The sequence below is a fragment of the Pseudofulvimonas gallinarii genome, assembly GCF_004343305.1.
Taxonomy (GTDB): Bacteria; Pseudomonadota; Gammaproteobacteria; order Xanthomonadales; family UBA2363; genus Pseudofulvimonas; species Pseudofulvimonas gallinarii.
In genome coordinates this window covers 1-23,214 of record NZ_SMAF01000032.1, presented here as the reverse complement: position 1 = coordinate 23,214, position 23,214 = coordinate 1, and the positions used below count along the sequence as shown (strand labels likewise).

The window sequence follows — 23,214 nt, the reverse complement described above, 5'->3', positions numbered from 1 at the left end:
TGGGTGAGCGGTCGCGCCTACCTCAACATGGATGGAGACCACTGATCCAACGCCAACGAAAGGTCGCGAATTTACAGACGGGATGTTGCTTTATCTCCCGCGAAGGCGGGAATCCAGGGCGCCTTGAATCAGGCGAAAGACACTGGATCCCCGCCTTCGCGGGGATGACGAGCCCGGATTGCGAAGTGTCGACTCGAGCTACGCACTGAATGGGGAACCGGGTCCATTCTCCGTGATGGAAGCCCCGACGGCGAAGCGCCACTTGCTGACCTAAGCAGCCGTTCGACATCCCCGCAGAATTCAGTGCGCCTGGCCGGTCGTCATCCCAGCGGACTCCAGCGATCTCTGCCATGCGTCATTCCTGCGCCGGATGCCAGCCCGCCGCCACGCCGTCATTCCCGCGAAGGCGGGAATCCTGGGCTCGCGCCCGCGCTCGTCATTCCCGCGAAGGCGGGAATCCAGGGCGCCCTGAATCAGGCGAAAGACACTGGATCCCCGCCTTCGCGGGGATGACGAGCCCGGATTGCGAAGTGTCGACTCGAGCTGCGCACTGAATGGGGAACCGGGTCCATTCTCGGTGATGGAAACGCCGAAGGCGAAAGCGCCACTTGCTGACCTAAGCAGCCGTTCGACATCCCAGCGAACTCCAACGATCTCCGCCATGCGTCATTCCCGCGAAGGCGGGAATCCAGGGCGCCTTGAATCAGGGGAAAGACACTGGATCCCCGCCTTCGCGGGGATGACGAGCCCGGATTGCGAAGTGTCGACTCAAGCTACGCACTGAATGGGGAACCGGGTCCATTCTCGGTGATGGAAACGCCGAAGGCGAAAGCGCCACTTGCTGACCTAAGCAGCCGTTCGACATCCCCGCAGAATTCAGTGCGCCTGGCCGGTCGTCATCCCAGCGGACTCCAGCGATCTCTGCCATGCGTCATTCCTGCGCCGGATGCCAGCCCGCCGCCACGCCGTCATTCCCGCGAAGGCGGGAATCCAGAGCCCCTTGCCGTCGTCATTCCCGCGAAGGCGGGAATCCAGAGCCCCTTACCGTCGTCATTCCCGCGAAGGCGGGAATCCAGTACGCCTTGATTCAAGGGAAAGACACTGGATCCCCGCCTTCGCGGGGATGACGGCCACAAACATCGACGCGAATTCACGGGCGGCGGTCGCGTTGGCCCCGCCGAGGATGGCTCCGTCGTCGAAGGGCACCGCATGCTCTACCGTTGAGGGCATTGCCATCGGCTGAAGCCGCAAGGCACCCGGCAGCACGCAGCGCCGGGACACCCTGCACCGCTGGGCGCTGGGCGCTGGGCGCTGACCGCTGTGCATCTGTCGCGGAAATCACATCGCGTGAGCAGCACCGCAGCGCCGGTCACAGCGGCGCGAAAAGCGCGTCCAGGTCGCTCTGGTCGAAGCGCAGGCGCTGGCTGCTGCCGCCTTCCAGGACAGCACGCGCCAGTTCGGCCTTGCGTGCCTGCAGGGCCTGGATCTTTTCTTCGACGGTGCCGGCGCACAGCAGCTTGTAGACGAACACCGGCTTGTCCTGGCCGATGCGGTGCGCACGGTCGGTGGCCTGCGCCTCCACCGCCGGGTTCCACCACGGGTCGTAGTGGATCACCGTGTCGGCCGCGGTCAGGTTAAGGCCGACGCCGCCGGCCTTCAGGCTGATCAGGAACACGGGTACCTCGCCGGCCTGGAAGCGTCGCACCAGCCCGGCCCGCGCCGCACCGGGTGTCGAGCCGGTCAGCATCTGCCGGGCGATGCCGGCCTTTTCCAGCGCCTGGTCGATCAGCCCCAGCATCTCGGCGAACTGCGAGAACACCAGGACCCGCCGCCCTTCGTCGACCAGCAGTGCCAGCAGTTCCAGCAAGGCTTCAAGCTTGACCGAGGTGCTGCGGCGACGTGCGGTGTCGAGCTTGACAAGGCGCGGATCGCAGCAGGCCTGACGAAGCTTCAGCAGCGCATCGAGCACGACGATGCCGGCCTGCGACAGGCCACGTTTGGCGATGGCCTGCTGCACGCGTTCGTGCTGCGCCAGGCGCAGCGCCTCATACAGGCTGCGCTGATCGCCGGCCAGCTCCAGCGTGCGCACGATCTCGGTCTTGGCCGGCAGGTCATCGAGCACGCTTTCCTTGCGCCGACGCAGCAGCAGCGGACCGATGCGCCGGTTCAGGCGCGCCTGCCGGTCCTGGTTGCCGTGCTTCTCGATCGGCGTGCGATACAGGCGCGCAAACTCGCGCTCGCCGCCGAGCAGACCCGGCTCGACGGCATCGAACTGCGCCCACAACTCGCCCAGGTGATTTTCCAGCGGCGTGCCGGTCATTGCGAGTCGTCGCCCGGCGTCCAGTTGCCGAACCGCCTGCGCCGCCTGCGAACGCGCGTTCTTGATCGCCTGCGCCTCGTCGAGGATCAACAGGCTGAAACGATGCTCGACCAGGCGTTCACGATCGCGCGCCAGCAGCGGATAGGTGGTGATCACCAGGTCGTGGTCGCCGATGCGCTCGAAGTGCGGATGGCGGTCCATGCCGTGCAATACCAGCACGCGCAGGCGTGGCGCAAACCGAGCCGCCTCGTCGCGCCAGTTGCCGACCAGGCTGGTGGGACATACCACCAGCGCCGGCATGCGAAGGCGCCGCGCCTGCTTCATCACCGTCAGGTGCGCCAGGACCTGCACGGTCTTGCCCAGGCCCATGTCGTCGGCCAGGATGCCACCCAGGCCGGCACGATCCAGGAAGTTCAGCCAGGCCAATCCTTCGTGCTGGTAGCGGCGCAGTTCGCCGCGGAAAGTGGAAGGCGGGCTGACCGGTTGGTTGGCAGCCTGGCGCAATGAATCCAGGTGCGCCTTGAGCGTTTCGCTACCGCGCCAGCGAAGTTGGCCCGAATCGTTCAATCGCGACAGGTTCTCGGCCTGGCTGCGATGGACCCGCAGCGTGTCGTGTTCGCCAACTTCGATCCACTCAAGCAGGGGCGCCAGCAGTTCGCGCAGACGCGCCAGTGGCAACGCCACGCGGCGGCTGGCGTCGAGGTTCACCGTCCAGGTCGCCTCCGCCGCTTCACCTTGTTCGGGCTGCAGCGGGAAGTGACGATCACCGAGCAGGCGACGGAGGATCGGCAACAGGTCGACGCGCTGGCCATCGATGTCGATGCCGAGACTGAGGTCGAACCACGCCGAGCCGCCGGCTTCAAGGTCGGCGTACCAGTCGCCCAGTTCCGCCCAGTGACGGCGCGGGAAGCCTTCGAGGTATTCGATCTGGAAACCATTGGCCTCCAGTCGTTCCAGCACGTCGGCCCATTGATCGGGCGCGGCGATTCCGGGGGGATGGTTCAACAACCAGTCCGAGCGATCGAACGCATCGCCGGGCAGGCCGTGATCGGACGCCAGCAGCCATGCCATTTCAAGTCCAGCCTCCGCCATTGCACCGAGGGCCTGCGACTCCGCCTGACCGTCACGGTGCACCCGCACGACGGCATCACCGTTACGGCCGACGAACACCTCGACGTCGGACGATTCCGGGACGCGCACGCCGTCGTAGTCGAAGGCCAGCGTCGCCACGCCCACCTGCGCCGGCGCATTCGGATGCGGGTAGCCGTAGCTGCGCGCGCCCAGCGGTGCGGTGTCGAGCACGCGCACAGTGAGGACTGGCTGCGGCGTCGACCGGATGTCGCGGATCGGACCAGGATCCGCCGCCCTGGGCACATCGACCGGCAGTGACAGGCGGCCCAGCGTGGCATTGAACTCGTCCACCTGTTCGATCGCCAACGGCGGCGCCTGCAGCATGGCCGCCAACAACCGGCCGTCGCCCTCGATCGGGGCGAGCCAGCCCTCGCCTTCGGCCAGCAACCAGGCGACGTCACCCTGCAAGAGGTCGAGTGCGCCCTCGACGGGACCGGCGTCGAGGAACAGCGATTGCCGGCCATCGTCCAGCATGCGCCAGACCAGACGTTGCGGCACGGCTGGCCGCAGTTGCAGGGCCGGTCCGGACACGTGTTCCAGATGCGCAGGATGTCGCTGCAGCAGGCGTTGCAAGGCACGCGCCTGCTCGGGACTGCCCACCTGGGTCCAGCGCAGGCTGCCTTCGGGATAGGCGGAACCTGATCCCAGCAACAGCAGCAAGTCGTCCTGGTCGGCGTCGCTCCAGCCACCTGCGGGTGCGGGCTGCAGACGGCTGTCGACCCGCGACAGGCCTTGCGGCGATACCCACGATTTCCTGGTCCCGCGTCGATACCAGGTCGGTGCGACGCGCAGCGAGTGCAGGCTGCCGTGATGTCCGGCCGACTTTCCCGCCGAAACGAGAAAGGTGAACAAACGTTCCGGCGACTCCGTAGACGACGCCGGCTCTGGTGCCGCCTGCGCCGGCGACATCTGCATCGCGTGCACCTGTGACAACCAGATTCGCCAGGCCGCCGGTGTCGGCTGCCCTCCGGAACGGGCACGAGCGGACGCGCTCACCCGCCGCGCTACAGCCGGCGGCGGACGAACGGTGCCAGCACGCCCGGGCCAATGCACCGGCGAGCGCGTCGCCGCCACCTGCAGCACGGCCACGACATGCTTGCACTGCGCTCCGACCGGACAACTGCAGCGACCGCCGACGAGCAGGCGATTGCCGCGCCAGGACAACGACACGTCAACCGCATACACGCGACCGGCGGATCCTGCCACCGTGGCGGCCAGGACCATCGAATCCGAGTCGACGGCGATGGCCCGGATTTCACGGACGGCACCGCGGCGCGCGTAGTCGGCACCGCGCGCGCGGGTACGCTCGTCGAACAAGGCCAGCCAACCCTGCTGAGCTAGCAACTGGTGCAGATCAATGCTGTCCATCAGTCGACCGAACCCGGGCGCACCTTCGCCGCGCCGGTGACGTCGTTGGACGCGCCTGACGTCACCATTGCACTGTCATCAAGATTGCGCCACAGCGTCCGGCTGCCCGACCTGGAACGCCATCGGCGCACACTCCCGTCAGCCGCCGGCGGAACCGCCGCCGCCGACGCCGCCCTTGGTCAGGGTCAGCGGGTTGAGCAGCTTGTCGAGCTGGCCCTTCGCCAGGCCGGTGCCTTCCAGGGCGACGTCCTTGACGGGACGTCCTTCCTTGTAGGCCTTCTTGGCGATGGCGGCGCCCTTCTCGTAGCCGATCACCGGGTTCAGCGCGGTGACGAGGATCGGGTTGCGCTCCAGCGCGCCGGCGATGATGTCGGTGCGCACCTTGAAGCCGGCGATGGCCTGGTCGGCCAGCGCAATGCTGGCGTTCGACAGCAGCTGGATCGACTGCAGCAGGTTCCAGGCGATCATCGGCAGCATCACGTTGAGCTGGAAGTTGCCCGACTGGCCACCGACGGTGATGGCCGTGTGGTTGCCCATGACCTGCGCGCAGACCATGGCCATGGCTTCCGGGATCACCGGATTGACCTTGCCCGGCATGATCGAGCTGCCCGGCTGCAGCGCCGGCAGTTCGATTTCACCCAGACCGGCCAGCGGTCCGGAGTTCATCCAGCGCAGGTCGTTGGCGATCTTCATCAGCGACACGGCCAGCGTGTTCAACGCGCCGGACAGCTCGACCGCCGAATCCTGGCTGGCGATGCCTTCGAAGTAGTTGTCGGCGCTCTCGAACGGCACGCCGGTGAGGCGCTTCAGTTCCTGCGCGACCTTCGGACCGAAGGCGGCATCGGCGTTCACGCCGGTACCGACGGCGGTGCCGCCCTGCGGCAGCTTGCGAACGCGCTTCATCGCGTCTTCGATGCGGGCGATGCCGCTGCGCACCTGCGCCGCCCAGGCGCCGAGTTCCTGGCCGAAGGTGACCGGCATGGCGTCCATCAGGTGGGTGCGACCGGTCTTGACGACCTTCCTCAGTTCACGGGCGCGCAGCTCGATGGCCTTCGCCAGGTGCTTCAGCGCCGGCAGCAGCTGCTCGTGCGTGGACACGGCGGCGGAGACCTGGATCGCCGTCGGGATCACGTCGTTGCTGCTCTGGCCCATGTTGACGTGGTCGTTCGGATGCACCTTCAGGCGCGCATTGCTCGCCAGGTGCGCGATGACCTCGTTGGCATTCATGTTCGAAGACGTGCCGGAACCGGTCTGGAACACGTCGATCGGGAAGTGGCTGTCGTACTCCCCGTTCGCCACCGCTTCGGCGGCCTTGCGGATGGCACGGGCATGCGCGTCCTTGAGGAAGCCGAGGCTGCTGTTGGCCTGGGCGCAGGCCGACTTGATCAGGCCCAGCGCGCGGATGAACTGGCGCGGCATGGCAAGGCCGGAGATCTGGAAGTTCTGCACGGCGCGCTGGGTCTGGGCGCCATACAGCGCGTCGGCGGGCACTTGCAGTTCGCCCATGCTGTCGCGCTCGATGCGGTAGTTGCTCATGGTGACTCCGAAAACGGTGGGGAAATGAAGCGGGAAAACCGGCAAATTATAGAGCCTGCGCGGCTTCCGGGCCGGTTCGGCGGCGCCACGATGCGCCGGGCCGTGCGAAAATGGGCCGATTCCTTCACGCCGCCCTGCCCATGGAACTCTCCCCGCTGACCGCGCTGTCCCCGCTGGATGGCCGCTACGCATCCGCCAATGACGGTTTGCGTCCAATCCTCTCCGAATACGGCCTGATCCGCGCCCGCGTGCAGGTCGAGGTCGAATGGCTGATCGCCCTGGCCGGCGAGCCCGGCATCGTCGAGTTGCCGCCCTTCGACGCCGCCACCGTCGAGCGCCTGCGCGGCTGGGTGAGCGCCTTCTCGGTCGCCGACGCGCAGCGCGTCAAGGAGATCGAGCGCACCACCAACCACGACGTCAAGGCGGTCGAGTACTTCCTCAAGGAACGGCTGGCCGGTGATGCCGCAGTCGCGCCGGCGCTGGAGTTCGTGCACTTCGCCTGCACCTCCGAGGACATCAACAACCTCGGTTACGCGCTGATGTTGCGCGACGCGCGCGACCAGGTGCTGCGTCCGGCGCTGGACGGCATCGAGGCGACGCTGCGCGCACTGGCGCACAAGCATGCGGCGCTGCCGATGCTGTCGCGCACGCACGGCCAGACGGCGTCGCCGACGACGCTGGGCAAGGAAGTCGCCAACACCGTCGCCCGCCTGCGTCGCCAGCTGGCGCAACTGTCCGCCGTGGCGATGCCCGGCAAGATCAATGGCGCCGTCGGCAACTACAACGCGCACAGCGCCAGCTATCCGCACCTGGACTGGCCGGCGTTCGCCGAACGCTTCGTCACCGGCCTGGGCCTGGACTTCAATCCCTACACCACTCAGATCGAGCCGCACGACGGCATCGCCGAACTGTGCGACGTGCAGCGCCGCATCAACACGGTGCTGCTGGATTTCTGCCGCGACGTCTGGGGCTACATTTCGCTGGGCTATTTCCGCCAGGCGGTGAAGGCCGGCGAAGTCGGTTCCTCGACGATGCCGCACAAGGTCAATCCGATCGACTTCGAGAATGCCGAAGGCAACTTCGGCGTCGCCAACGCGCTGCTCACGCACTTCGCCGAGAAGCTGCCGATCAGCCGCTGGCAGCGCGACCTCACCGACTCCACGGTGCTGCGCGTGCTCGGCACCGGCTTTGGCCACACGATGGTGGCGCTGAAGGCGCTGGCGCGCGGCCTGGGAAAGCTGTCGGCGAATCCGGAGCGCCTGGCCGAAGACCTCGACAAGGCCTGGGAAGTGCTGGGCGAAGCCGTGCAGACGGTGATGCGCCGCCACGGCCTGCCGGAACCCTACGAGCAGCTCAAGGCTTTCACGCGCGGACGCCGGATCGATGCCGCGGCAATGCGCGAATTCATCAGCGGACTGGCGCTGCCGGATGCCGATCGCCAGCGCCTGCTCGAGATGACGCCTGCCACCTACACCGGCCTGGCGCAGTCGCTGGCCGAAAAGATCTGAGGTCACCATGTTGCGTCGCACTGTTCCGGGCGCACCGCCCATCGTCGTCGACGGCCGCGGCCAGCCGCCGCTGGGCATGTCGCCGGCGAAGTTCCTGCGCGATTACTGGCAGAAGCATCCGCTGCTGATCCGCCAGGCGTTCCCGGGTTTCCAGGCGCCGCTCGACGCCCATGACCTCGCCGGCCTGGCCTGCGAGCCGTATGCGCTGTCGCGCCTGATCGTGCACGACGCGACGACGGACAGCTGGCAGGTCGAGCATGGCCCGTTCGAGGAAGAGCGCTTCGCGCATGTGCCCGAACGCGACTGGACGCTGCTGGTGCAGGACGTCGACAAGTGGGATCGCGATGTCGCCGCGCTGCTGGAACACTTCCGCTTCCTGCCCGACTGGCGCGTCGACGACGTGATGATCAGCTACGCCGCACCCGACGGCTCGGTCGGCGCGCACGTCGACCAGTACGACGTCTTCCTGCTGCAGGGCAACGGACAGCGCCACTGGGCCATCGACAGCCGGCCCGGCGCGCCGCAGGCGTTCCGTCCGGACCAGGACCTCAGGCTGCTGCAGCGGTTCGATCCGGACCACGACTGGGTGCTGGAACCGGGCGACATGCTCTATCTGCCGCCGGGCGTACCGCACCACGGCGTCGCCGTCGGCGACGAACGCTGCCTGACGTTATCGGTGGGCCTGCGAGCACCGGCGGTCGGCGAACTGGTCGCGGACTTTGCCGACCACCTCGCCGAGCGCCTGCCGGAGGCGCTGCGCTACAGCGATCCGGACCTGAGGCCGGCGCGCGAACCGGGGCAGATCGACGCCGTCGCGCTGGCGCGCGTGCGTGAACTGCTGCGCCAGACGCTCGATACCGACGACGCCACGGTGGCGGACTGGTTCGGTCGTTTCATCACGCGTTACCGCGCCGCCGGCATGGCGGCGCCGCGTGCGAAGCCGTACACGCCGGCCGCTTTCAGCAAGCGGCTGTCCACCGGCAAGGGCGTGCTGGTCCGTCATCCGCTGAGCCGCTTCGCCTGGCAGGCGCGGGGCCGGAATGCCGACCTCTTTGTTGCCGGTGACTGCCATCGCTGCACGCCGGCGCTGGCACGCCTGCTCTGCGATCCGGCGCCGCTGCCGGTGCAGGCCGTGCAGGCCTGCAACGACACCGAACGCGAACTCCTGCGCACGCTGGTGAATGCCGGCCATCTCGAGTTCGGGCGATGAAACCAGGGGCTTTCCGCATCGTCGATGCCGATTACGAACGCGACGTGGCGATGCTGCGCGCGATCCGCGAACCGGTGTTCGTGCAGGAACAGAACGTGCCGCTGGACATGGAATGGGACGAACTGGATCCGCTGTCGCGGCATGTCCTGGCCCTCGACGCCGACGGCCAGCCGATCGGCACCGGCCGGCTGACGCCGGAGCAGCGCATCGGCCGCATGGCCGTGCTGCCCGACTGGCGCGGTCGTGGCATCGGCGAGGCGATGCTGCGCCGCCTCGTCGACAGCGCCCGCGAGCTTGGCTACGCGGACATCGAACTGCATGCGCAGGTCAGTGCGATCGGGTTCTACGAGCGCAACGGCTTCGCCGCCTACGGCGAGGAATTCGAGGAAGCGGGCATCCAGCACCGGCACATGCGTCGCGCGCTGCAAGCCGGATCCTGACGGCACCGTCGCGCGATCCGGCGACGCCGGAAAAGGGACTATGATCGCTTCGCGCAGCGGAGGATACCGCATGAACACCCGACCGGTCCGCACCACCCTGCTCCTGATCACCCTGGCCTGCCTGGCCGCCTGCGGCACCATCGACCGCATGACCGGCGAAGGTGAAGCGCAACGCATCCGCGCTGGTGGCATCGCCGCCATCGCCACGGTGATCGACATCTGGGATACCGGCATGACGCTCAACGACGATCCCGTCGTCGGTTTCAACCTGAGCGTGCAGCCGCCGGATGGCGAGCCCTACGCGGCGCAGACGAAAGGACTGGTCTCGCGCCTGCACATCCCGCGCATCCAGCCGGGTGCGGTGCTGCCGGTGGCGATCGACCCGGCCGACCGCAGCCGCGTCGCGTTGGCGATCTACGAAGACCGCTGAGCGCTTGCGCAAGCGCCCGGTCGCGCGCGCTCAGGCCAGGCGCGTGCCGTTCGGGACCGGCCGTTCAAGCGCCGTGAGCACGACGCCCTCGTCGGTCGGGAAACCGGTCAGCAGGAACTCCGAGCGGAACGGCCCGATCTGCTTCGGCGGGAAATTGATGACGCCGACGATCTGCCGGCCGACGAGATCGGCGGCGCTGTACAGCGCCGCGATCTGGGCGCTGGTTTTCTTTTCGCCGTAGGGCCCGAAATCCGCCCAGACCTTCCAGGCCGGCTTCCGCGCTTCCGGGAATGCCTCGACGCGCGTGATCGTGCCCGCCACCATGTGCATGCGCAGGAAGTCTTCCCAGGCGAGGTCGGCGGGCGGCGGCAGGTGCGGCTCAGCCATGGCCCCGCTCGGCCAGCAGCGTGCGCAGGTGCGCCAGCGTCGGCGCCGCGAGGTCGGGATCGTCGAGTGCATAGCGCAGCGTCGCCTGCACCAGGCCCAGCTTGTTGCCGCAGTCGTAGCGCGTGCCCTTGAAGCGGTAGGCGTGCACCGGCGAATCCGCTTCGATCAGCGCCTCGATGGCATCGGTCAGCTGGATTTCATTGCCGGCGCCGGGCGCGGTGCGTTCGAGCAGGTCGAACACGGCGCCGGACAGCACGTAGCGACCGACCACGGCCAGCGTCGAAGGTGCGCGCTCCGGCGCCGGCTTCTCGACGATCGCGCTCATGCGCAGCACGTCGCCATCGCGTGCCGATTCGTCGGCCAGGGAGACGATGCCGTAGCTGCCGGTCTTTTCACGCGGCACGTCCTGCACGGCGATCACGCTTGAGCGCTCGCGCTCGGCGACTTCGACCATCTGCGCCAGCGCGCCGCGCTCGCGGTTCCAGATCAGGTCGTCGGGCAGCAGCACCGCGAAGGGCTCGTTACCGACCACCGGCCGCGCGCACAGCACCGCATGACCCAGGCCCATCGCCTCGCTCTGCGTCACGAACACGCAGCGCACGCCCTCGGGCAGCGTGCTGCGCACGGTGGCGAGCAGGTCGTCCTTGCCCTTGAGTTCCAGCCGGTGTTCCAGCTCGTAGGCGGTATCGAAGTAGTCGGCAATGGCGTGCTTGTAGCGGTTGACCACGAACACCAGCGTCGTGCAGCCGGCTTCGACCGCTTCGTTCGCCGCGTACTGGATCAGCGGCATGTCGACGACCGGCAGCATTTCCTTCGGCACCACCTTGGAGGCCGGCAGGAAACGGGTGCCCAGTCCGGCGACGGGAAACACGGCGGTACGGATCCTGAAAGGTGTGCTCATGCTCATGCGCTCTCTCGCGGGCGGATGTCGGGGATGCGCTGGAACTCCGGCACGAGTTCGTGCAGGAGGCGATGCAGTTCGGCTTCGTCGAAGGCGGCCACGGCGGCCGCGCTGCGGTCGAGCTGTCCAAGCAGCATGCCCCAGTCGGCCTGGCGCGACTGCGCCAGGAAGATCTTGCGGTGGCTGGTGTCGAGGTAGCGTTCCTGCGGATGGAACAGTTCCTCGCGCAGCTTCTCGCCGGGGCGAAGGCCGGTGTAGGTGATCTCGATGTCCTTGCCCGGGCGCTTGCCGGCCAGGCGGATCATCTGTTCGGCGAGGTCGCCGATGCGTACCGGTTCACCCATGTCGAGCGCGAAGATCTCGCCACCCTGCCCCAGCGCGCTGGCCTGCAGGATCAGCTGGCAGGCTTCCGGGATGGTCATGAAATAGCGCTCCATGTCCGGGTGCGTGACCGTCACCGGGCCGCCGCGCGCGATCTGCTCGCGGAACAGTGGCACGACGGAACCAGCGGAATCCAGCACGTTCCCGAAGCGCACGGTGATCACGCGCATCGGCGTGTGCGCGGCGAAGCCCTGGCAGAACAGTTCGGCGATGCGCTTGCTGGCGCCCATCACGTTGAGCGGATTGACCGCCTTGTCCGTGGAGATCAGCACGAAGCTTTCGACGTCGCCAGCCGCCGCTGCCTCGGCCATCGCGCGGGTGCCGAGCACGTTGTTGCGCACCGCCTCGCGCGGCTGCGCTTCCAGCATCGGCACGTGCTTGTAGGCGGCGGCATGGAAGACATGCTGCGGACGATGGCGGCGGACCAGTTCGCGGGCGGCGACCGGATCGCTGCAATCGCCGAGCACGCCGGTCAGCACCAGCATCGGGAAATGCATGCGCAGCTCCTGCTCGATGCGGTACAGCGCGTACTCGCTGCGCTCGAGGATGATGAGCTCGCCGACACCCAGCCGCGCCACCTGCCGGCACAGTTCCGAGCCGATGGAACCGCCGCCGCCGGTGACGAGGATGCGCCGGCCCGCCAGTCCGGTTCGGATTGTCGTCCAGTCCAGCTCGATCTCCTCGCGGCCGAGCAGGTCCTCGATCGCCACTTCCTTGAGCTGGTTGAACTGCGAGCGGCCGGCGATGACGTCCTTGAGGCGCGGCACGGTGCGGAAGGGCAGCCCGGTTTCCTCGCACAGCTCGACGATGCGCTGCATCTGTGCCTTGGTGGCGGTCGGTATGGCGATGACCAGCAGTTCGGCGGCGACTTCGCGGGCGATCTGCGGCAAGCGCTCGATGTTGCCGAGCACCGGCACGCCGCGGATGCGCGCGCCACGCAGCGCGGTGTTGTCGTCGAGCAGGCCGACGGCGCGCCAGTTGCGTTCATGCGAGAGGTCGCGCAGCAGCGCCTCGCCGGCGCTGCCGGCACCGAGGATCAGCACGCGCTGTGACACGCGGCGCTTGAGCAGGTCGAGTCGGCTGTCCTTCCAGTAGCGATAGGTCAAGCGCGGCGCCGCCAGCGCCAGCGTGGCGATGAAGGGATAGGCGACCAGCACGCTGCGCGGCACGCCTTCCAGGCGGTTGAACAGGAACAGCGCCAGCGCGATGGCGAGCGCGCCGACGACCGCAGCGCGCAGGATATTGGCGAGGTCCGGCAGACTGGCGAAGCGCCACAGTCCGCGATACAGGCCGGTCCACCACAGCACCAGCGCCTGCGCGACCAGCACCACCGGTACTTCACGGCCGAAAAGCCCGGGCTGGCTGTAACCGACGCCGGACATCCAGAAACGCAGCCACTGGCTGACGTACCAGGCCAGCCACACCATCAGCAGGTCGTGGATGACCACGGCCAGGCGCGGATGGATCAGTGCGAACAGCCGGCGAAGGCGTGCCATGGCTCAGGCTCCGGAAAAACCGGCCGAGGCGATGGTCCCGCCCTGCGCCACCCCGGCAGCTGCCATCAGGCGCCGCGCTCCCGCTGTTGCACGCGCGGCGCGCACCACAGCCGGCCGAGGAACCAGACCAGCAACGCCAGCAGCAGCACGATGCCGGCCGGCATGAAATGCAGCGGTCCGCCCTCCAGATACCGCGTCCACACCAGCATCGGCAGCGCGACCACGAGGTTCCAGCCGAGATAGGCCAGGCTCACCCACAGGTGGCTGCGGCCAGCGCGGATGAAACGCTGGTACAGGTGCTCGCGATGGCCCTGCCAGAAGCGCTCGCCGCGCAGCATCCGCAGCAGCAGCGTGGCAGTGGCATCGACCAGGAAGGCCGAAGCGATGATGAAACTCTCGGACAGGCCGAACAGCTTCTGCACGACACCGAACAGCGCCGCGGCCGCGAAGGCCAGGCCGATGAAACCGGATGCACCGTCCCCCATGAACACGCGTGCGCGCGGCCAGTTCAGGGTGAGGAACCCGAGCGCCGCCGCGCCGGTGAGCATGGCGAACGCCGCCATGCCGTATTCGCCGCCGATGAACAGCTGCGCCGAGAGCGTCGCGCCATACCAGGCGGCCTGCCAGGCCAGCAGCCCGTTGCTGCCGTCCATGAAGTTGTGCAGGTTGATGCTCCAGGCCAGCGCGAGCACGGCCAGTGCGACCTGCCACGCCGGCCAGCGCAGGCCGAACGCGCCCTCGAGCATCACCCAGGCGACGATGCCCGCGGCGACCAGATGCACGAGCAGGCGCAGCAGCGCCGGCCGCGGCGACCGGTCGTCAAGGAAACCAATGGCGGCGACCAGCGCCAGTGCCAACATGAAAAAACCCGGTCGCACCGGCCAGGCGTGCGCCCAGTCCAGCGCCGGCACGGCGAGCATGCCGACCATGACCATTCCGATGCCGCCGCCGCGGGGAACGGGAAGGCTGTGCGAACTGCGCGCGCCCGGCGTGTCCATCGGCAGCCACTGCCGCTTCACCGGCAGCCAGGCCAGCAGTCCCGCCAGGATGGCGGCGACAAGACCGGCAATGCCGCACAGCAGTGAAAGATGCAGGACCGGACTCATTCGCCAAGCAGCCGGTGCTGCGGTTTCAGCGTGTCCCAGCTCTTGCAGCTCGGGCACTGCCAGTGATGGCCGCGGGCGCCGAAACCACAGCGCTTGCAACGATAACCGGCGCCCTGGTCGAGCATCCGTTCGGAGACTTCGGCAATCGCCGCCAGCACCGGCCGCGTTTCCTCGTTGGTGTGGCGCAGGCCGATCTCGGCGAGGCGACGCAGGCCTGGCACCGAGGGATGGCGGCGCAGCTCGCGGGCCAGGAAGAGTTCGCCGGCGTGCTCTCCTTCGTTCCTTTCGATCTCCTGCGCCAGTGCCAGCACCGGCGCGATGCCCGGATAGCGCGCGGTGACGTCGGTCAGGAATTCACGCGCGCGCTCGTTGTCACCGAGTTCGCGATAGCAGGACAGCAGGTCCGGCAACAGCAGCGACAACACGTCGGGATCGACGCGGGCGGCGCGCTCGTAGGCGCGCGCGGCGCGCGCATGGTCGCCGGCCTGGCGCTCGAGGTTGCCGAGCAGGATCTCGGCACGCGCGCAGCTGGGATCGGCCTTCAGCGCCAGCTCCAGCTCCTCGCGCGCCAGTTCCAGATGGCCCTTGTTGCGTGCGCGCTCGGACAGCTCGCAGCGGTAATGAGCGACGGCGGCACCCTGCGGGCGGCCGGTCAGCTGCTCCAGGCGCTCGGCGTGGTCGATCGCCTTCACCCAGTCGCGCTCGGATTCGTAGATGGTGACCAGACGACCCAGCGCCTCGTCGGTATCGATGCCGGCGGCCACCAGGTCGGCGAACAGGCCTTCGGAGCGGTCCAGCAGGCCGGCGCGCATGTAGTCCTCGCCCAGCTCGAACAGCGCCGCGGTCTTCTGCGCCTTGCTCAGGTTGTCGCGCTTGAGCAGGTCCTGGTGCAGGCGGATGGCGCGACCGACTTCACCGCGACGGCGGAACAGGCTGCCCAGCGCCAGTTGCGTCTCGACCGCTTCCTGGTCGAGCTCGGCGATCGACAGGAAGACCTCGATGGCCTTGTCCGGTTCTTCGTTGAGCAGGTGGCTGAGGCCGCGGAAATAGCCGCTCGACAGGCGGTCGACGCGGGCGCCACTGATGAGTTCGGTGCCACGACGGGCGAAATACCAGCTCGCCGCCGCAACGACAGGAAGGAGCAACCAGAACAGGCCAAGCTCGGACATGCCTGCTCCCGATCAGTCGTCGTCGCCGTCCGAGCTCAGCGGCACGACCGCGGCTTCGGAGGCATTGACGCGTTCGCGCAGCTCCTTGCCGGGCTTGAAATGGGGAACGTACTTGCCGGGCAGCGCAACGGCTTCGCCGGTCTTGGGATTGCGTCCGACACGCGGCGGACGGTAATGCAGCGAGAAGCTGCCGAACCCGCGGATCTCGATGCGGCCGCCTTCGGCCAGCGTGCTGCCCATCCGCTCCAGCACCTGCTTGACGGCCAGCTCGACGTCGGCCTGTTCAAGATGCTTGAGCTGCTCGACGAGTGCTTGAATGAGTTCCGACTTGGTCATCGCGACTCCTTCGCTCAGGCTGAGCCGGGCCCCGTCGGGCCCTGTTGCCCGGCCGGGAGGAATAAACAGGCGCGACGCCGAAGCGTCGCACCGGGAATAACACCGCAGCGCGTACCTGGTACGGCTGCGGTCGTGTCGCGCACCCGATGTACCGGGCGCGCGACCGGCGCGCCAGGCGATCAGTCGCCCTTGCGCATCTGCTCCTTGAGCAGGGCACCGAGGTTGGTGGTGCCGGCGGAAGCGTTCTGGTATTCCTCCAGCACTTCGGCCAGCTCGGCCTCGTCCTTGGCCTTGATCGAGAGCTGCAGCAGGCGGCCCTTGCGATCCATGCCGATGAACTTGGCTTCCACTTCGTCGCCCACCTTCAGGAACTGGGTGGCGTCCTCGACGCGATGCTTGGCGATGTCGGCGGCGCGGACATAGCCCTCGACGCCTTCACCCAGGTCGACCAGCGCACCCTTGGCATCGACTTCCTTGACCGTGCCCTTCAGGACCGAGCCCTTCGGGTTGACGGCCATGTAGGTGCCGAACGGATCCTGCTCGAGCTGCTTGATGCCCAGCGAGATGCGCTCGCGCTCCGGATCGACCGCCAGCACGACCGCTTCGATCTCGTCGCCCTTCTTGAACTGGCGGACGAGGTCCTCGCTGGTGCCCTGCCAGGAGATGTCGGAGGTGTGCACCAGACCGTCGATGCCGCCGTCCAGGCCGATGAACACGCCGAAGTCGGTGATCGACTTGACCGGACCGGAGACCTTGTCGCCCTTCTTGTGGATGGCGGCGAAGGTTTCCCACGGGTTCGGCGTGCACTGCTTCATGCCCAGCGAGATGCGGCGACGCTCCTCGTCGACGTCCAGGACCATGACTTCCACGTCGTCGCCGACCTGCACCATCTTGGCCGGGTTGACGTTCTTGTTGGTCCAGTCCATCTCGGACACGTGCACCAGGCCTTCCACGCCCGGCTCCAGCTCCACGAAGCAGCCGTAATCGGTGACGTTGGAGACCTTGCCGAAGAAGCGCGAGCCGCTCTGGTAGCGACGGCCGATGCTGACCCACGGGTCATCACCCAGCTGCTTCAGGCCCAGGGAGACGCGGTTGCGCTCCTTGTCGTACTTGAGGACGATGACGTCCAGCTCCTGGCCGACTTCCACCACCTCGGACGGATGGCGCACGCGCTTCCATGCCATGTCGGTGATGTGCAGCAGGCCATCGATGCCGCCGAGGTCGACGAACGCACCGTAATCGGTGAGGTTCTTGACGACACCCTTCAGCTTGGCGCCTTCGATCAGGCGCTCGATCAGCTGCTCGCGCTCGACGGAGAATTCGCTCTCGACGACGGCGCGGCGCGACACGACGATGTTGTTGCGCTTGCGGTCGAGCTTGATGATCTTGAACTCGAGGTCCTTGCCTTCCAGGTAGGTCGGCTCGCGCACCGGACGGATGTCGACCAGCGAACCCGGCAGGAACGCACGGACGTCCTTGATGTCGACGGTGAAGCCGCCCTTGACCTTGCCGCTGATGCGGCCGGTGACGGTGGCGTTGTCGGTCATGGCGTGCTCGAGCTCGTCCCAGACCATGGCGCGCTTGGCCTTCTCGCGCGACAGCATGGTCTCGCCGAAGCCGTTTTCGAGGTATTCGAGCGCGACCTGGACTTCGTCGCCGATGTTGACATCCAGCTCGCCCGCCTCGTTGCGGAACTGCTCGATGGGAATGACGCCTTCGGACTTCAGCCCGGCGTTGACGATGACGACATCGGGCTTGATGTCGACGACGACACCGGAAACGATGGCGCCTGGCTTGAGCTTGGCAAACGCCTGGCTCTGTTCAAACAGTTCAGCAAAACTCTCGGACATAAAGATTCCAGTTGATCCACGGGCCGGACGAACCAACCCACCTGTCGATGGCGCATGCGCGCCGTTGATGACACCCCGACCCTCCACGACGGAAGATCGGGACCGCTGCGGATGCCAGTCCCGGCACACCCGCTGAAAAGTTGCTTACTGCGATCCGTGCAGAACGACGTGATCGAGCACGGCCTTGACGACCTGCCCGATCGACATCCCGGTGGAATCGATGCGCAGGGCATCGTCCGCCGCCTTCAGAGGCGCCACGCTGCGACCCATGTCGCGTGCGTCACGCGCCTGGATTTCCTCCAAAAGGGCGGCAAGTGTAGTAGCAACGCCCTTTTCCATCAACTGTTTATGGCGCCGCTGCGCCCGCTCCTCGGCACTGGCCGTCAGGTACACCTTGTACGGTGCGTCCGGAAACACGACGGTGCCCATGTCGCGGCCGTCGGCCACCAGGCCGGGCGCCTGCCGGAAGTCCCGCTGGCGCGCCAGCAGGGCGTCGCGCACGGCCGGCACGGCGGCGACGGCGGAGGCGGCGGCGCCGGTGTCCTCGGTACGCAGGTCGGCGTCACGGGGGCGACCTTCCAGATGGACCGAGACGCCCTCGCCGGCCGGCTGGAAGCTGATCGGCAGGCGCAACGCCAGGGCCGCCAGCGCGTCCGCGTCGTCCAGGGGAATGCCGCGATCCAGCGCCAGCAGCCCGACAGCGCGGTAAAGCGCGCCCGAATCCAGCAGGTGCCAGCCCAGCGCCTCGGCCACCCGCTTGGCCACCGTTCCCTTGCCCGAACCGCTGGGCCCATCGATGGCAAGGACTGGGACCGTCGAGGGCGTGCGGGCGGTGGAATCGGTGCTGCGGTCGGGCATCTTCGGCTCGTGGCAATGCCGGCCGATGGCGGCCGGTGGACGGGATTCAGGCGGCGGCATGGCCGGGAAGCGAGCCGTTGCAGCTGCGTAGGCTACCAAATCCGGACCGTTGCGGACTGAAGGAATCGCAAAGGCACGAGCGGCGCCCGCCCCGCGAGGCAGTCGTCGTCAGGACTCGCGCGGGCGCGACGCCGGCGGCTCCATCCCCAGCTGCTCCAGACGGCGGTAAAGCGTGGCCCGGCTGATGCCCAGGCGCCGCGCCGCTTCGGTGACCCGGCCGCCACACTGGGCCAGCGTGCCGGCAATCACCTGGCGTTCGGCCTCCGCCAGCGCGGCCGCCAGGCCCGTGCCCACCGGCTGCTGGCCAGGGGTCTCGCGGATATCGGCGCGGAACAGGTCGGAGGAAACCGGCTCGCCTTCCTCCACGAACAGCGCAACGCGCGACATTTCCCGCTCCAGTTCACGCACGTTGCCCGGCCACGCGTAGCCGCACAGCGCATCGATGGCCGCCTGTGTCAGCCCGCCGCTGCGGATGCCACGCGCCGCGCAGGCACGGGACAGGAACAGCGCGGCCAGTCCCGCAATGTCTTCGCGCCGGTCGCGCAACGGCGGCAGTTCGGCACGCCAGTCGGCGATGCGGTGGTAGAGATCCAGGCGGAAGCTGCCGGCCTTGACCATGGCGGGCAGGTCCCGGTGCGTCGCTGCGATGATGCGGACGTCGGCGGGCAGCGGACGGTGGCTGCCGACGCGATACACCTGCTTTTCCTGCAGCACGCGCAGGATGCGCGCCTGTGTATCCAGGCTCATGTCGCCGATCTCGTCCAGGAACAGCGTCCCGCCGTGCGCCAGCTCGAAACGTCCGGCGCGGGCCTGGACGCCGGTGGCGACCCCGGATTCGATCCCGAACAGCTCGGCATCAAGCAGGTCAGCCGGCAAGGCGGCGCAGTTCAGCACCAGGAACCGGTCGTCGGGTTCACCGGACGCTTCGTGCAGGTAGCGCGCCAGCAGCTCCTTGCCGGTCCCGGATTCCCCGGTGACCAGGACGTTCAGGCGGCTCTGCGCAAGGCGCGCCGCGTCGCGGTAGATGTCGCGCAACGCCGGCGATGACGTGAGGGGCGGTTCGGCGGCCGTGGAAGTGGCAGGCTGCGCCGGCGCGGACGGTGCGGCCGGATCGGACAGGACGAGGACCGCCAGCAGCATCCGCGCCACCGACTCGGCACCGGGCCGGTCGTCCGCAGGTACGCCATGGATGCGCAACCGGTAGGGGCCAAGGCCTGCGCTCACCGCTTCGCCTTCGAGAATGCCCGCACAGGCCAGCGTCGTCCGTTCCCGGGTGATGGCGGCGCCACAACCCAGTCCGGCAGCCACCAGCGTGCTGGTCATCAGGACCGCCGTCTCGTCCGGCGACCCGGCGCCTGCGATGCGAACCAGCAAGGGCTCGAACTCACGCAGGCAGAAGCGGACAACCGCGGCCGCCACCATTGTCGGCGCGGCGTCGCGACCGTCACGCGGGACTTCACGGACCGGGTCGGCGCCGAAGACCGCGACCGCGTCATCTTCGGCGACATGCTCGATCGCCAGTTCGACATCGCCGAGCCGGACTTTCTGTCCGGGTGAAAGACGCACGACACCGGCGAGGCGCGCGCCTTCGAACCAGGTGCCGTTGCGTGAGCCCAGGTCCTCGAACTCGAGCTGGTCTTCCGCCGGCTGGACGCGAACGTGGCGGCGCGAGACGGTCGGATCGGCGATCACATGGTCGCAGTCTCCCGCCGAACCGACCACCGCACCCTTGCTTCCAATGAGCAGGCGCAGCTCCCTTCCGGCCAACCTGCCCCGCAATCGCCAACGCATCAGCATTTTCTCCGCAGACCCCGACGCTCCCCGGACGTATAGTAGGACAATGCGATTCCGGACCGCCGTGCCTGTCAGCGCTGGCGCCACCAGCCGCGTCCTGCGCGTGTTCGACGAGACGCTCGGACGCGAAGTAGCGCTCAAGCTGCTGCATCGCTCCGATCCCGACGTGATCGAACGCCTGCGGCGCGAAGTCCAGGCACAGGCACGGCTGGACCACCCGCATATCGCGCGCGTCCATGGCACCGGCGACTGGGAAGGCCAGCCCTACATCGCGATGGACTTCATCGATGGCCAGCCGCTCGACCAGGCGGCGGCTTCGCTCGACGACCGCGACAAGGCCGCCCTGGTCGCCGACGTCGCCGACGCACTGGATTGCGCCCACCGCCATGGCCTGGTCCATCGCGACCTGAAACCCTCCAACATCCTTGTGGCACGGCGCGATGACGGCAGGCCACATGCCTTCGTCATCGACTTCGGCATCGCCCACGACACCACCACCGCCGACGACCTGACCCGCACCGGCCAGATCCTGGGCACGCCCGGCTACATCGCGCCCGAAGTCGCGGCCGGTGCGCACTTCGACGCGCGTTCGGACATCTACAGCCTCGGCGTGGTGCTCTATGAGCTGCTGGCCGGTCGCCGCCCCTTCCTGGGCAGTTCGGCCGCCGAGGTCATCGTGCAGTCATTGCGGCGCGAGCCGCCGCCTTTGCAGGCGCTTCGCCCGGACATCGACCCGGCGCTGGCGCGGGTCGTGCGCCAGTGCCTGGAGCGGGACCCGGATTGGCGCTATCCGAGCGCGTCAGCGCTGCGCGACGACCTGCGGGCCTTTGCCGCGGGCCGCAGGGTGGAAGCGCGCCGCGACAGTCCCTGGCTGCGTCTTCGCCGCTATCGCCACAACCATCCCTGGCGCGCCGCGATGGCGACCGCGATCGCGGTGATGGCACTGGGCGTGGTCGCGCTGCTGCTGCACTCGGCCTGGTTCGCCCGGCAGCAGGCGTCGAAGGCCCAGCGTTTCATGGAGTTCGCCGCCGGCATCGAAGGCGGCATCCGCATGCACTACCTCATGCCCGCGCATGACATCGGACCGGCCCGCGGCGACCTGCGCGCGCGCGTGGACGACTTCGCGGCCGCGCTGCGCAGCGACAACGGGCCGGCGGCCCGCCATGCCGGACGGATGGCCCTGGGCCGTGCGCTGGTCGCACTGGGCGACGACGGCAACGCACGCCACCACCTGATGCAGGCATGGGCAAGTGGCGAACAGTCGCCCGACCTCGACCGCCTGCTGGGGGAGGTACATCTGCGGCTGTACTGGCAGGCGCAACGTGAAGCCGCCGCCATCGCCGACGAGGAACTTCGCGCCGAACGCATCCATGATGCCAACCGGCAATTGCGCCAGCCGGCGGAGCACCATCTCGAGCGCGCCGCCAGCAGCGGTCACGCCCAGGGCGCGCTCGCGGAAGCCCTGCTGCACCACCTCCGCGACGACCGTGACCGTGCGCTGCTACGTCTGGATGAGGTCGCCGGACGCCTTGACTGGCCGGTGGACGCACTGCTCTACGGCGCCGGGATCCTGCAGGAACGAAGCCTCGAGCACGAGCTCGCCGGCGACATCGCCGCCGCCCTGCACACGCTTGTGCAGGCGCGCGAGCGTTACGTGCGCGCGGCCGACATCGCCCGCAGCCACCCGCAGGCCATGGAGGGACTGTGCACGACCGGAGGCCGCCTGCTCGGACTGGACCGGCAGGAACGCGCGGATGAAGACCTGACCAGCCTGCTCCTGCACAGCTGCGACCTGGCGATCGCACTGGATCCCGGGCGGCCGGAGAGCTACTCGGCAAAGAGCAGTGCGCTGGCCGCGTATGCGCAGCGCCAGCGTGCACGGGCGCAGGCACCGGACGCACTGGTCGACTCGGCCATTGACACCGCGCGCACGGCGCTGGCGTTGCAGCCGGACTCGCTGCGCGCGCAACGGGCCCTGGGATCGCTCCTGACCACACGCGATGCCTGGCAACTGGAAACCGGAACAGCCGAGGACGAGGCCTTCATCGAGGCCATCGATGTGCTGTCACGCGCCCAGGTACAGGATCCGGCGAATGCCGCCGGGGCAATGGCTCTGGTCCAGGCCCACCTGCTGCGCGCGCGCCTCCTTGCCACCCAGGGCCATGACCCTGACAGCGAATACCAGAAGGCGGAACAGGTCCTCTCCGCCGTCGCACCACCCGCGGAAGCGCCACCGGTGATCGAGGCCCAACTCGCCGAAACGCGCGCATGGCGCGGTTTCCACCTGTACGATTCGGGAAAGGATGCCGAACCGTTGCTGCGCGCCAACTACGATCGCATCCGCCTGGTCCGTCATCGTGCGCCCGGACACCCGCGCATCGACCGCGCCTTCGCCTACGCGGCGTGGACCCTGGCCGATCTGCTCTGGCTGATCGGACGTGATCCCGGGATCGAGGCGATAGCCGCTGTCGAGGCCTATGAGGCCCTGCTTGGACGCGATCCCACCGACTACAACAGCCTGTTCAATGTCACCAGCCTGCTCTATGTGCTGATCGACCATCGCCTTGACCAGGGCGAAGACGTCGCGGCGATGATCGGGCGCCTGCAGCAGCATGTCGACAGGCTGGTCGCCCAGGCCGGGGACCGCACCCCGATCGACGTCCAGCTGCAGGCGCTGGCACTGCTGCAGGCAAGGATCGCCATCAGGGACAATCGCGACCCGCGCGCCCTGTTGCGGGCGAGCCGGCAGCATTTCCAGAAAGCCGCGGCGAACCCCATCGACCGCAAGTCCGCCCTGTTGCAGTTCACGGAACTGGTGGACCTCGAACACCGCTGGCGCCGCGCGAACGGACGCAGTGACCCGGCCTTGTTCGAGTCCGACCTGGCGCTGATCGAGGCGGCAGCCGACGAATACCAGGAGGCCGCCCCGCTCC

The 23,214-nt window shown here is 68.1% G+C and carries 16 protein-coding genes; 5 read left to right on the top strand and 11 right to left on the bottom strand.

Going from position 1 to position 23,214, the window contains the following annotated elements; genetic code table 11:
- Positions 1–1,369: 1,369 nt before the first annotated feature.
- Together EDC25_RS13830 and EDC25_RS13825 are read right to left on the bottom strand one after the other, a co-directional pair.
- Positions 1,370–4,819, bottom strand: a complete 3,450-nt coding sequence (locus EDC25_RS13830; RefSeq protein WP_123521292.1) for a DEAD/DEAH box helicase — start codon at positions 4,817–4,819, stop codon at positions 1,370–1,372.
- Between the two features lie 138 nt (positions 4,820–4,957).
- On the bottom strand, positions 4,958–6,355 hold the full coding sequence (locus EDC25_RS13825; protein WP_123521293.1) for a class II fumarate hydratase: 1,398 nt from the start codon (positions 6,353–6,355) through the stop codon (positions 4,958–4,960).
- 140 nt (positions 6,356–6,495) lie between these two features.
- Here EDC25_RS13825 and purB point away from each other — a divergent pair, with 140 nt between their 5' ends.
- From purB to EDC25_RS13805, 4 genes are all read left to right on the top strand, one after another.
- A complete protein-coding gene (gene purB / locus EDC25_RS13820) occupies positions 6,496–7,863 on the top strand; it encodes an adenylosuccinate lyase (RefSeq protein ID WP_123521294.1) in 1,368 nt (455 codons plus the stop codon).
- A 7-nt stretch (positions 7,864–7,870) separates the two neighbouring features.
- On the top strand, positions 7,871–9,073 hold the full coding sequence (locus EDC25_RS13815; protein ID WP_123521295.1) for a cupin domain-containing protein: 1,203 nt from the start codon (positions 7,871–7,873) through the stop codon (positions 9,071–9,073).
- Entirely contained in the window at positions 9,070–9,513 is a 444-nt protein-coding gene (locus EDC25_RS13810) for a GNAT family N-acetyltransferase (protein ID WP_123521296.1), read from the top strand. The genes EDC25_RS13815 and EDC25_RS13810 overlap by 4 nt, the downstream gene beginning before the upstream one ends.
- 70 nt (positions 9,514–9,583) lie before the next feature.
- Complete coding sequence (locus tag EDC25_RS13805) at positions 9,584–9,943, top strand: hypothetical protein (RefSeq protein WP_132577694.1); 360 nt, start codon at positions 9,584–9,586, stop codon at positions 9,941–9,943.
- 30 nt (positions 9,944–9,973) lie between these two features.
- On the opposite strand, the gene EDC25_RS13800 is transcribed toward EDC25_RS13805, so the two are convergent.
- The 9 genes from EDC25_RS13800 to EDC25_RS13760 form a co-directional block, all read right to left on the bottom strand.
- Positions 9,974–10,330 (bottom strand): tRNA-binding protein, encoded by a 357-nt coding sequence (locus EDC25_RS13800; RefSeq protein WP_123521298.1) that lies wholly within the window; start codon positions 10,328–10,330, stop codon positions 9,974–9,976.
- Positions 10,323–11,231: a UTP--glucose-1-phosphate uridylyltransferase GalU gene (galU, locus tag EDC25_RS13795; RefSeq protein ID WP_123521299.1), complete on the bottom strand. Its 909-nt coding sequence runs from the start codon at positions 11,229–11,231 to the stop codon at positions 10,323–10,325. Before galU ends, EDC25_RS13800 begins: the two co-directional genes overlap by 8 nt.
- Positions 11,232–11,233: 2 nt before the next feature.
- Positions 11,234–13,108, bottom strand: coding sequence for a polysaccharide biosynthesis protein (locus EDC25_RS13790; RefSeq protein WP_123521300.1), 1,875 nt, complete (start codon positions 13,106–13,108; stop codon positions 11,234–11,236).
- Between the two features lie 65 nt (positions 13,109–13,173).
- Positions 13,174–14,214: an MraY family glycosyltransferase gene (locus tag EDC25_RS13785; protein WP_123521301.1), complete on the bottom strand. Its 1,041-nt coding sequence runs from the start codon at positions 14,212–14,214 to the stop codon at positions 13,174–13,176.
- Complete coding sequence (gene lapB, locus EDC25_RS13780) at positions 14,211–15,383, bottom strand: lipopolysaccharide assembly protein LapB (protein WP_123521302.1); 1,173 nt, start codon at positions 15,381–15,383, stop codon at positions 14,211–14,213. The genes EDC25_RS13785 and lapB overlap by 4 nt, the downstream gene beginning before the upstream one ends.
- Before the next feature lie 12 nt (positions 15,384–15,395).
- Positions 15,396–15,719, bottom strand: coding sequence for an integration host factor subunit beta (locus EDC25_RS13775; protein ID WP_123521303.1), 324 nt, complete (start codon positions 15,717–15,719; stop codon positions 15,396–15,398).
- A gap of 179 nt (positions 15,720–15,898) precedes the next feature.
- Positions 15,899–17,569, bottom strand: a complete 1,671-nt coding sequence (gene rpsA, locus EDC25_RS13770) for a 30S ribosomal protein S1 (protein ID WP_123521304.1) — start codon at positions 17,567–17,569, stop codon at positions 15,899–15,901.
- 144 nt (positions 17,570–17,713) lie between these two features.
- Positions 17,714–18,427, bottom strand: a complete 714-nt coding sequence (gene cmk, locus EDC25_RS13765) for a (d)CMP kinase (protein ID WP_123521306.1) — start codon at positions 18,425–18,427, stop codon at positions 17,714–17,716.
- Positions 18,428–18,595: 168 nt separating this feature from the next.
- Positions 18,596–20,278: a sigma 54-interacting transcriptional regulator gene (locus EDC25_RS13760; protein WP_164483952.1), complete on the bottom strand. Its 1,683-nt coding sequence runs from the start codon at positions 20,276–20,278 to the stop codon at positions 18,596–18,598.
- 67 nt (positions 20,279–20,345) lie between these two features.
- On the opposite strand from EDC25_RS13760, the gene EDC25_RS13755 reads away from it, so the two are divergent.
- On the top strand, positions 20,346–23,214 hold a 2,869-nt coding region (locus tag EDC25_RS13755), incomplete at its 3' end, for a serine/threonine-protein kinase (protein WP_165910917.1).

Excerpts from the sequence above, each read along its gene's own strand:
- EDC25_RS13760 (WP_164483952.1), bottom strand. The coding sequence starts at position 20,278 with ATGCGTTGGCGATTGCGGGGCAGGTTGGCCGGAAGGGAGCTGCGCCTG.
- EDC25_RS13825 (WP_123521293.1), bottom strand. The coding sequence starts at position 6,355 with ATGAGCAACTACCGCATCGAGCGCGACAGCATGGGCGAACTGCAAGTG.
- EDC25_RS13805 (WP_132577694.1), top strand. The coding sequence starts at position 9,584 with ATGAACACCCGACCGGTCCGCACCACCCTGCTCCTGATCACCCTGGCC.
- galU (WP_123521299.1), bottom strand. The coding sequence starts at position 11,231 with ATGAGCACACCTTTCAGGATCCGTACCGCCGTGTTTCCCGTCGCCGGA.
- EDC25_RS13830 (WP_123521292.1), bottom strand. The coding sequence starts at position 4,819 with ATGGACAGCATTGATCTGCACCAGTTGCTAGCTCAGCAGGGTTGGCTG.
- lapB (WP_123521302.1), bottom strand. The coding sequence starts at position 15,383 with ATGTCCGAGCTTGGCCTGTTCTGGTTGCTCCTTCCTGTCGTTGCGGCG.
- EDC25_RS13775 (WP_123521303.1), bottom strand. The coding sequence starts at position 15,719 with ATGACCAAGTCGGAACTCATTCAAGCACTCGTCGAGCAGCTCAAGCAT.
- EDC25_RS13800 (WP_123521298.1), bottom strand. The coding sequence starts at position 10,330 with ATGGCTGAGCCGCACCTGCCGCCGCCCGCCGACCTCGCCTGGGAAGAC.
- EDC25_RS13790 (WP_123521300.1), bottom strand. The coding sequence starts at position 13,108 with ATGGCACGCCTTCGCCGGCTGTTCGCACTGATCCATCCGCGCCTGGCC.
- cmk (WP_123521306.1), bottom strand. The coding sequence starts at position 18,427 with ATGCCCGACCGCAGCACCGATTCCACCGCCCGCACGCCCTCGACGGTC.
- EDC25_RS13785 (WP_123521301.1), bottom strand. The coding sequence starts at position 14,214 with ATGAGTCCGGTCCTGCATCTTTCACTGCTGTGCGGCATTGCCGGTCTT.
- purB (WP_123521294.1), top strand. The coding sequence starts at position 6,496 with ATGGAACTCTCCCCGCTGACCGCGCTGTCCCCGCTGGATGGCCGCTAC.
- EDC25_RS13810 (WP_123521296.1), top strand. The coding sequence starts at position 9,070 with ATGAAACCAGGGGCTTTCCGCATCGTCGATGCCGATTACGAACGCGAC.
- rpsA (WP_123521304.1), bottom strand. The coding sequence starts at position 17,569 with ATGTCCGAGAGTTTTGCTGAACTGTTTGAACAGAGCCAGGCGTTTGCC.
- EDC25_RS13815 (WP_123521295.1), top strand. The coding sequence starts at position 7,871 with ATGTTGCGTCGCACTGTTCCGGGCGCACCGCCCATCGTCGTCGACGGC.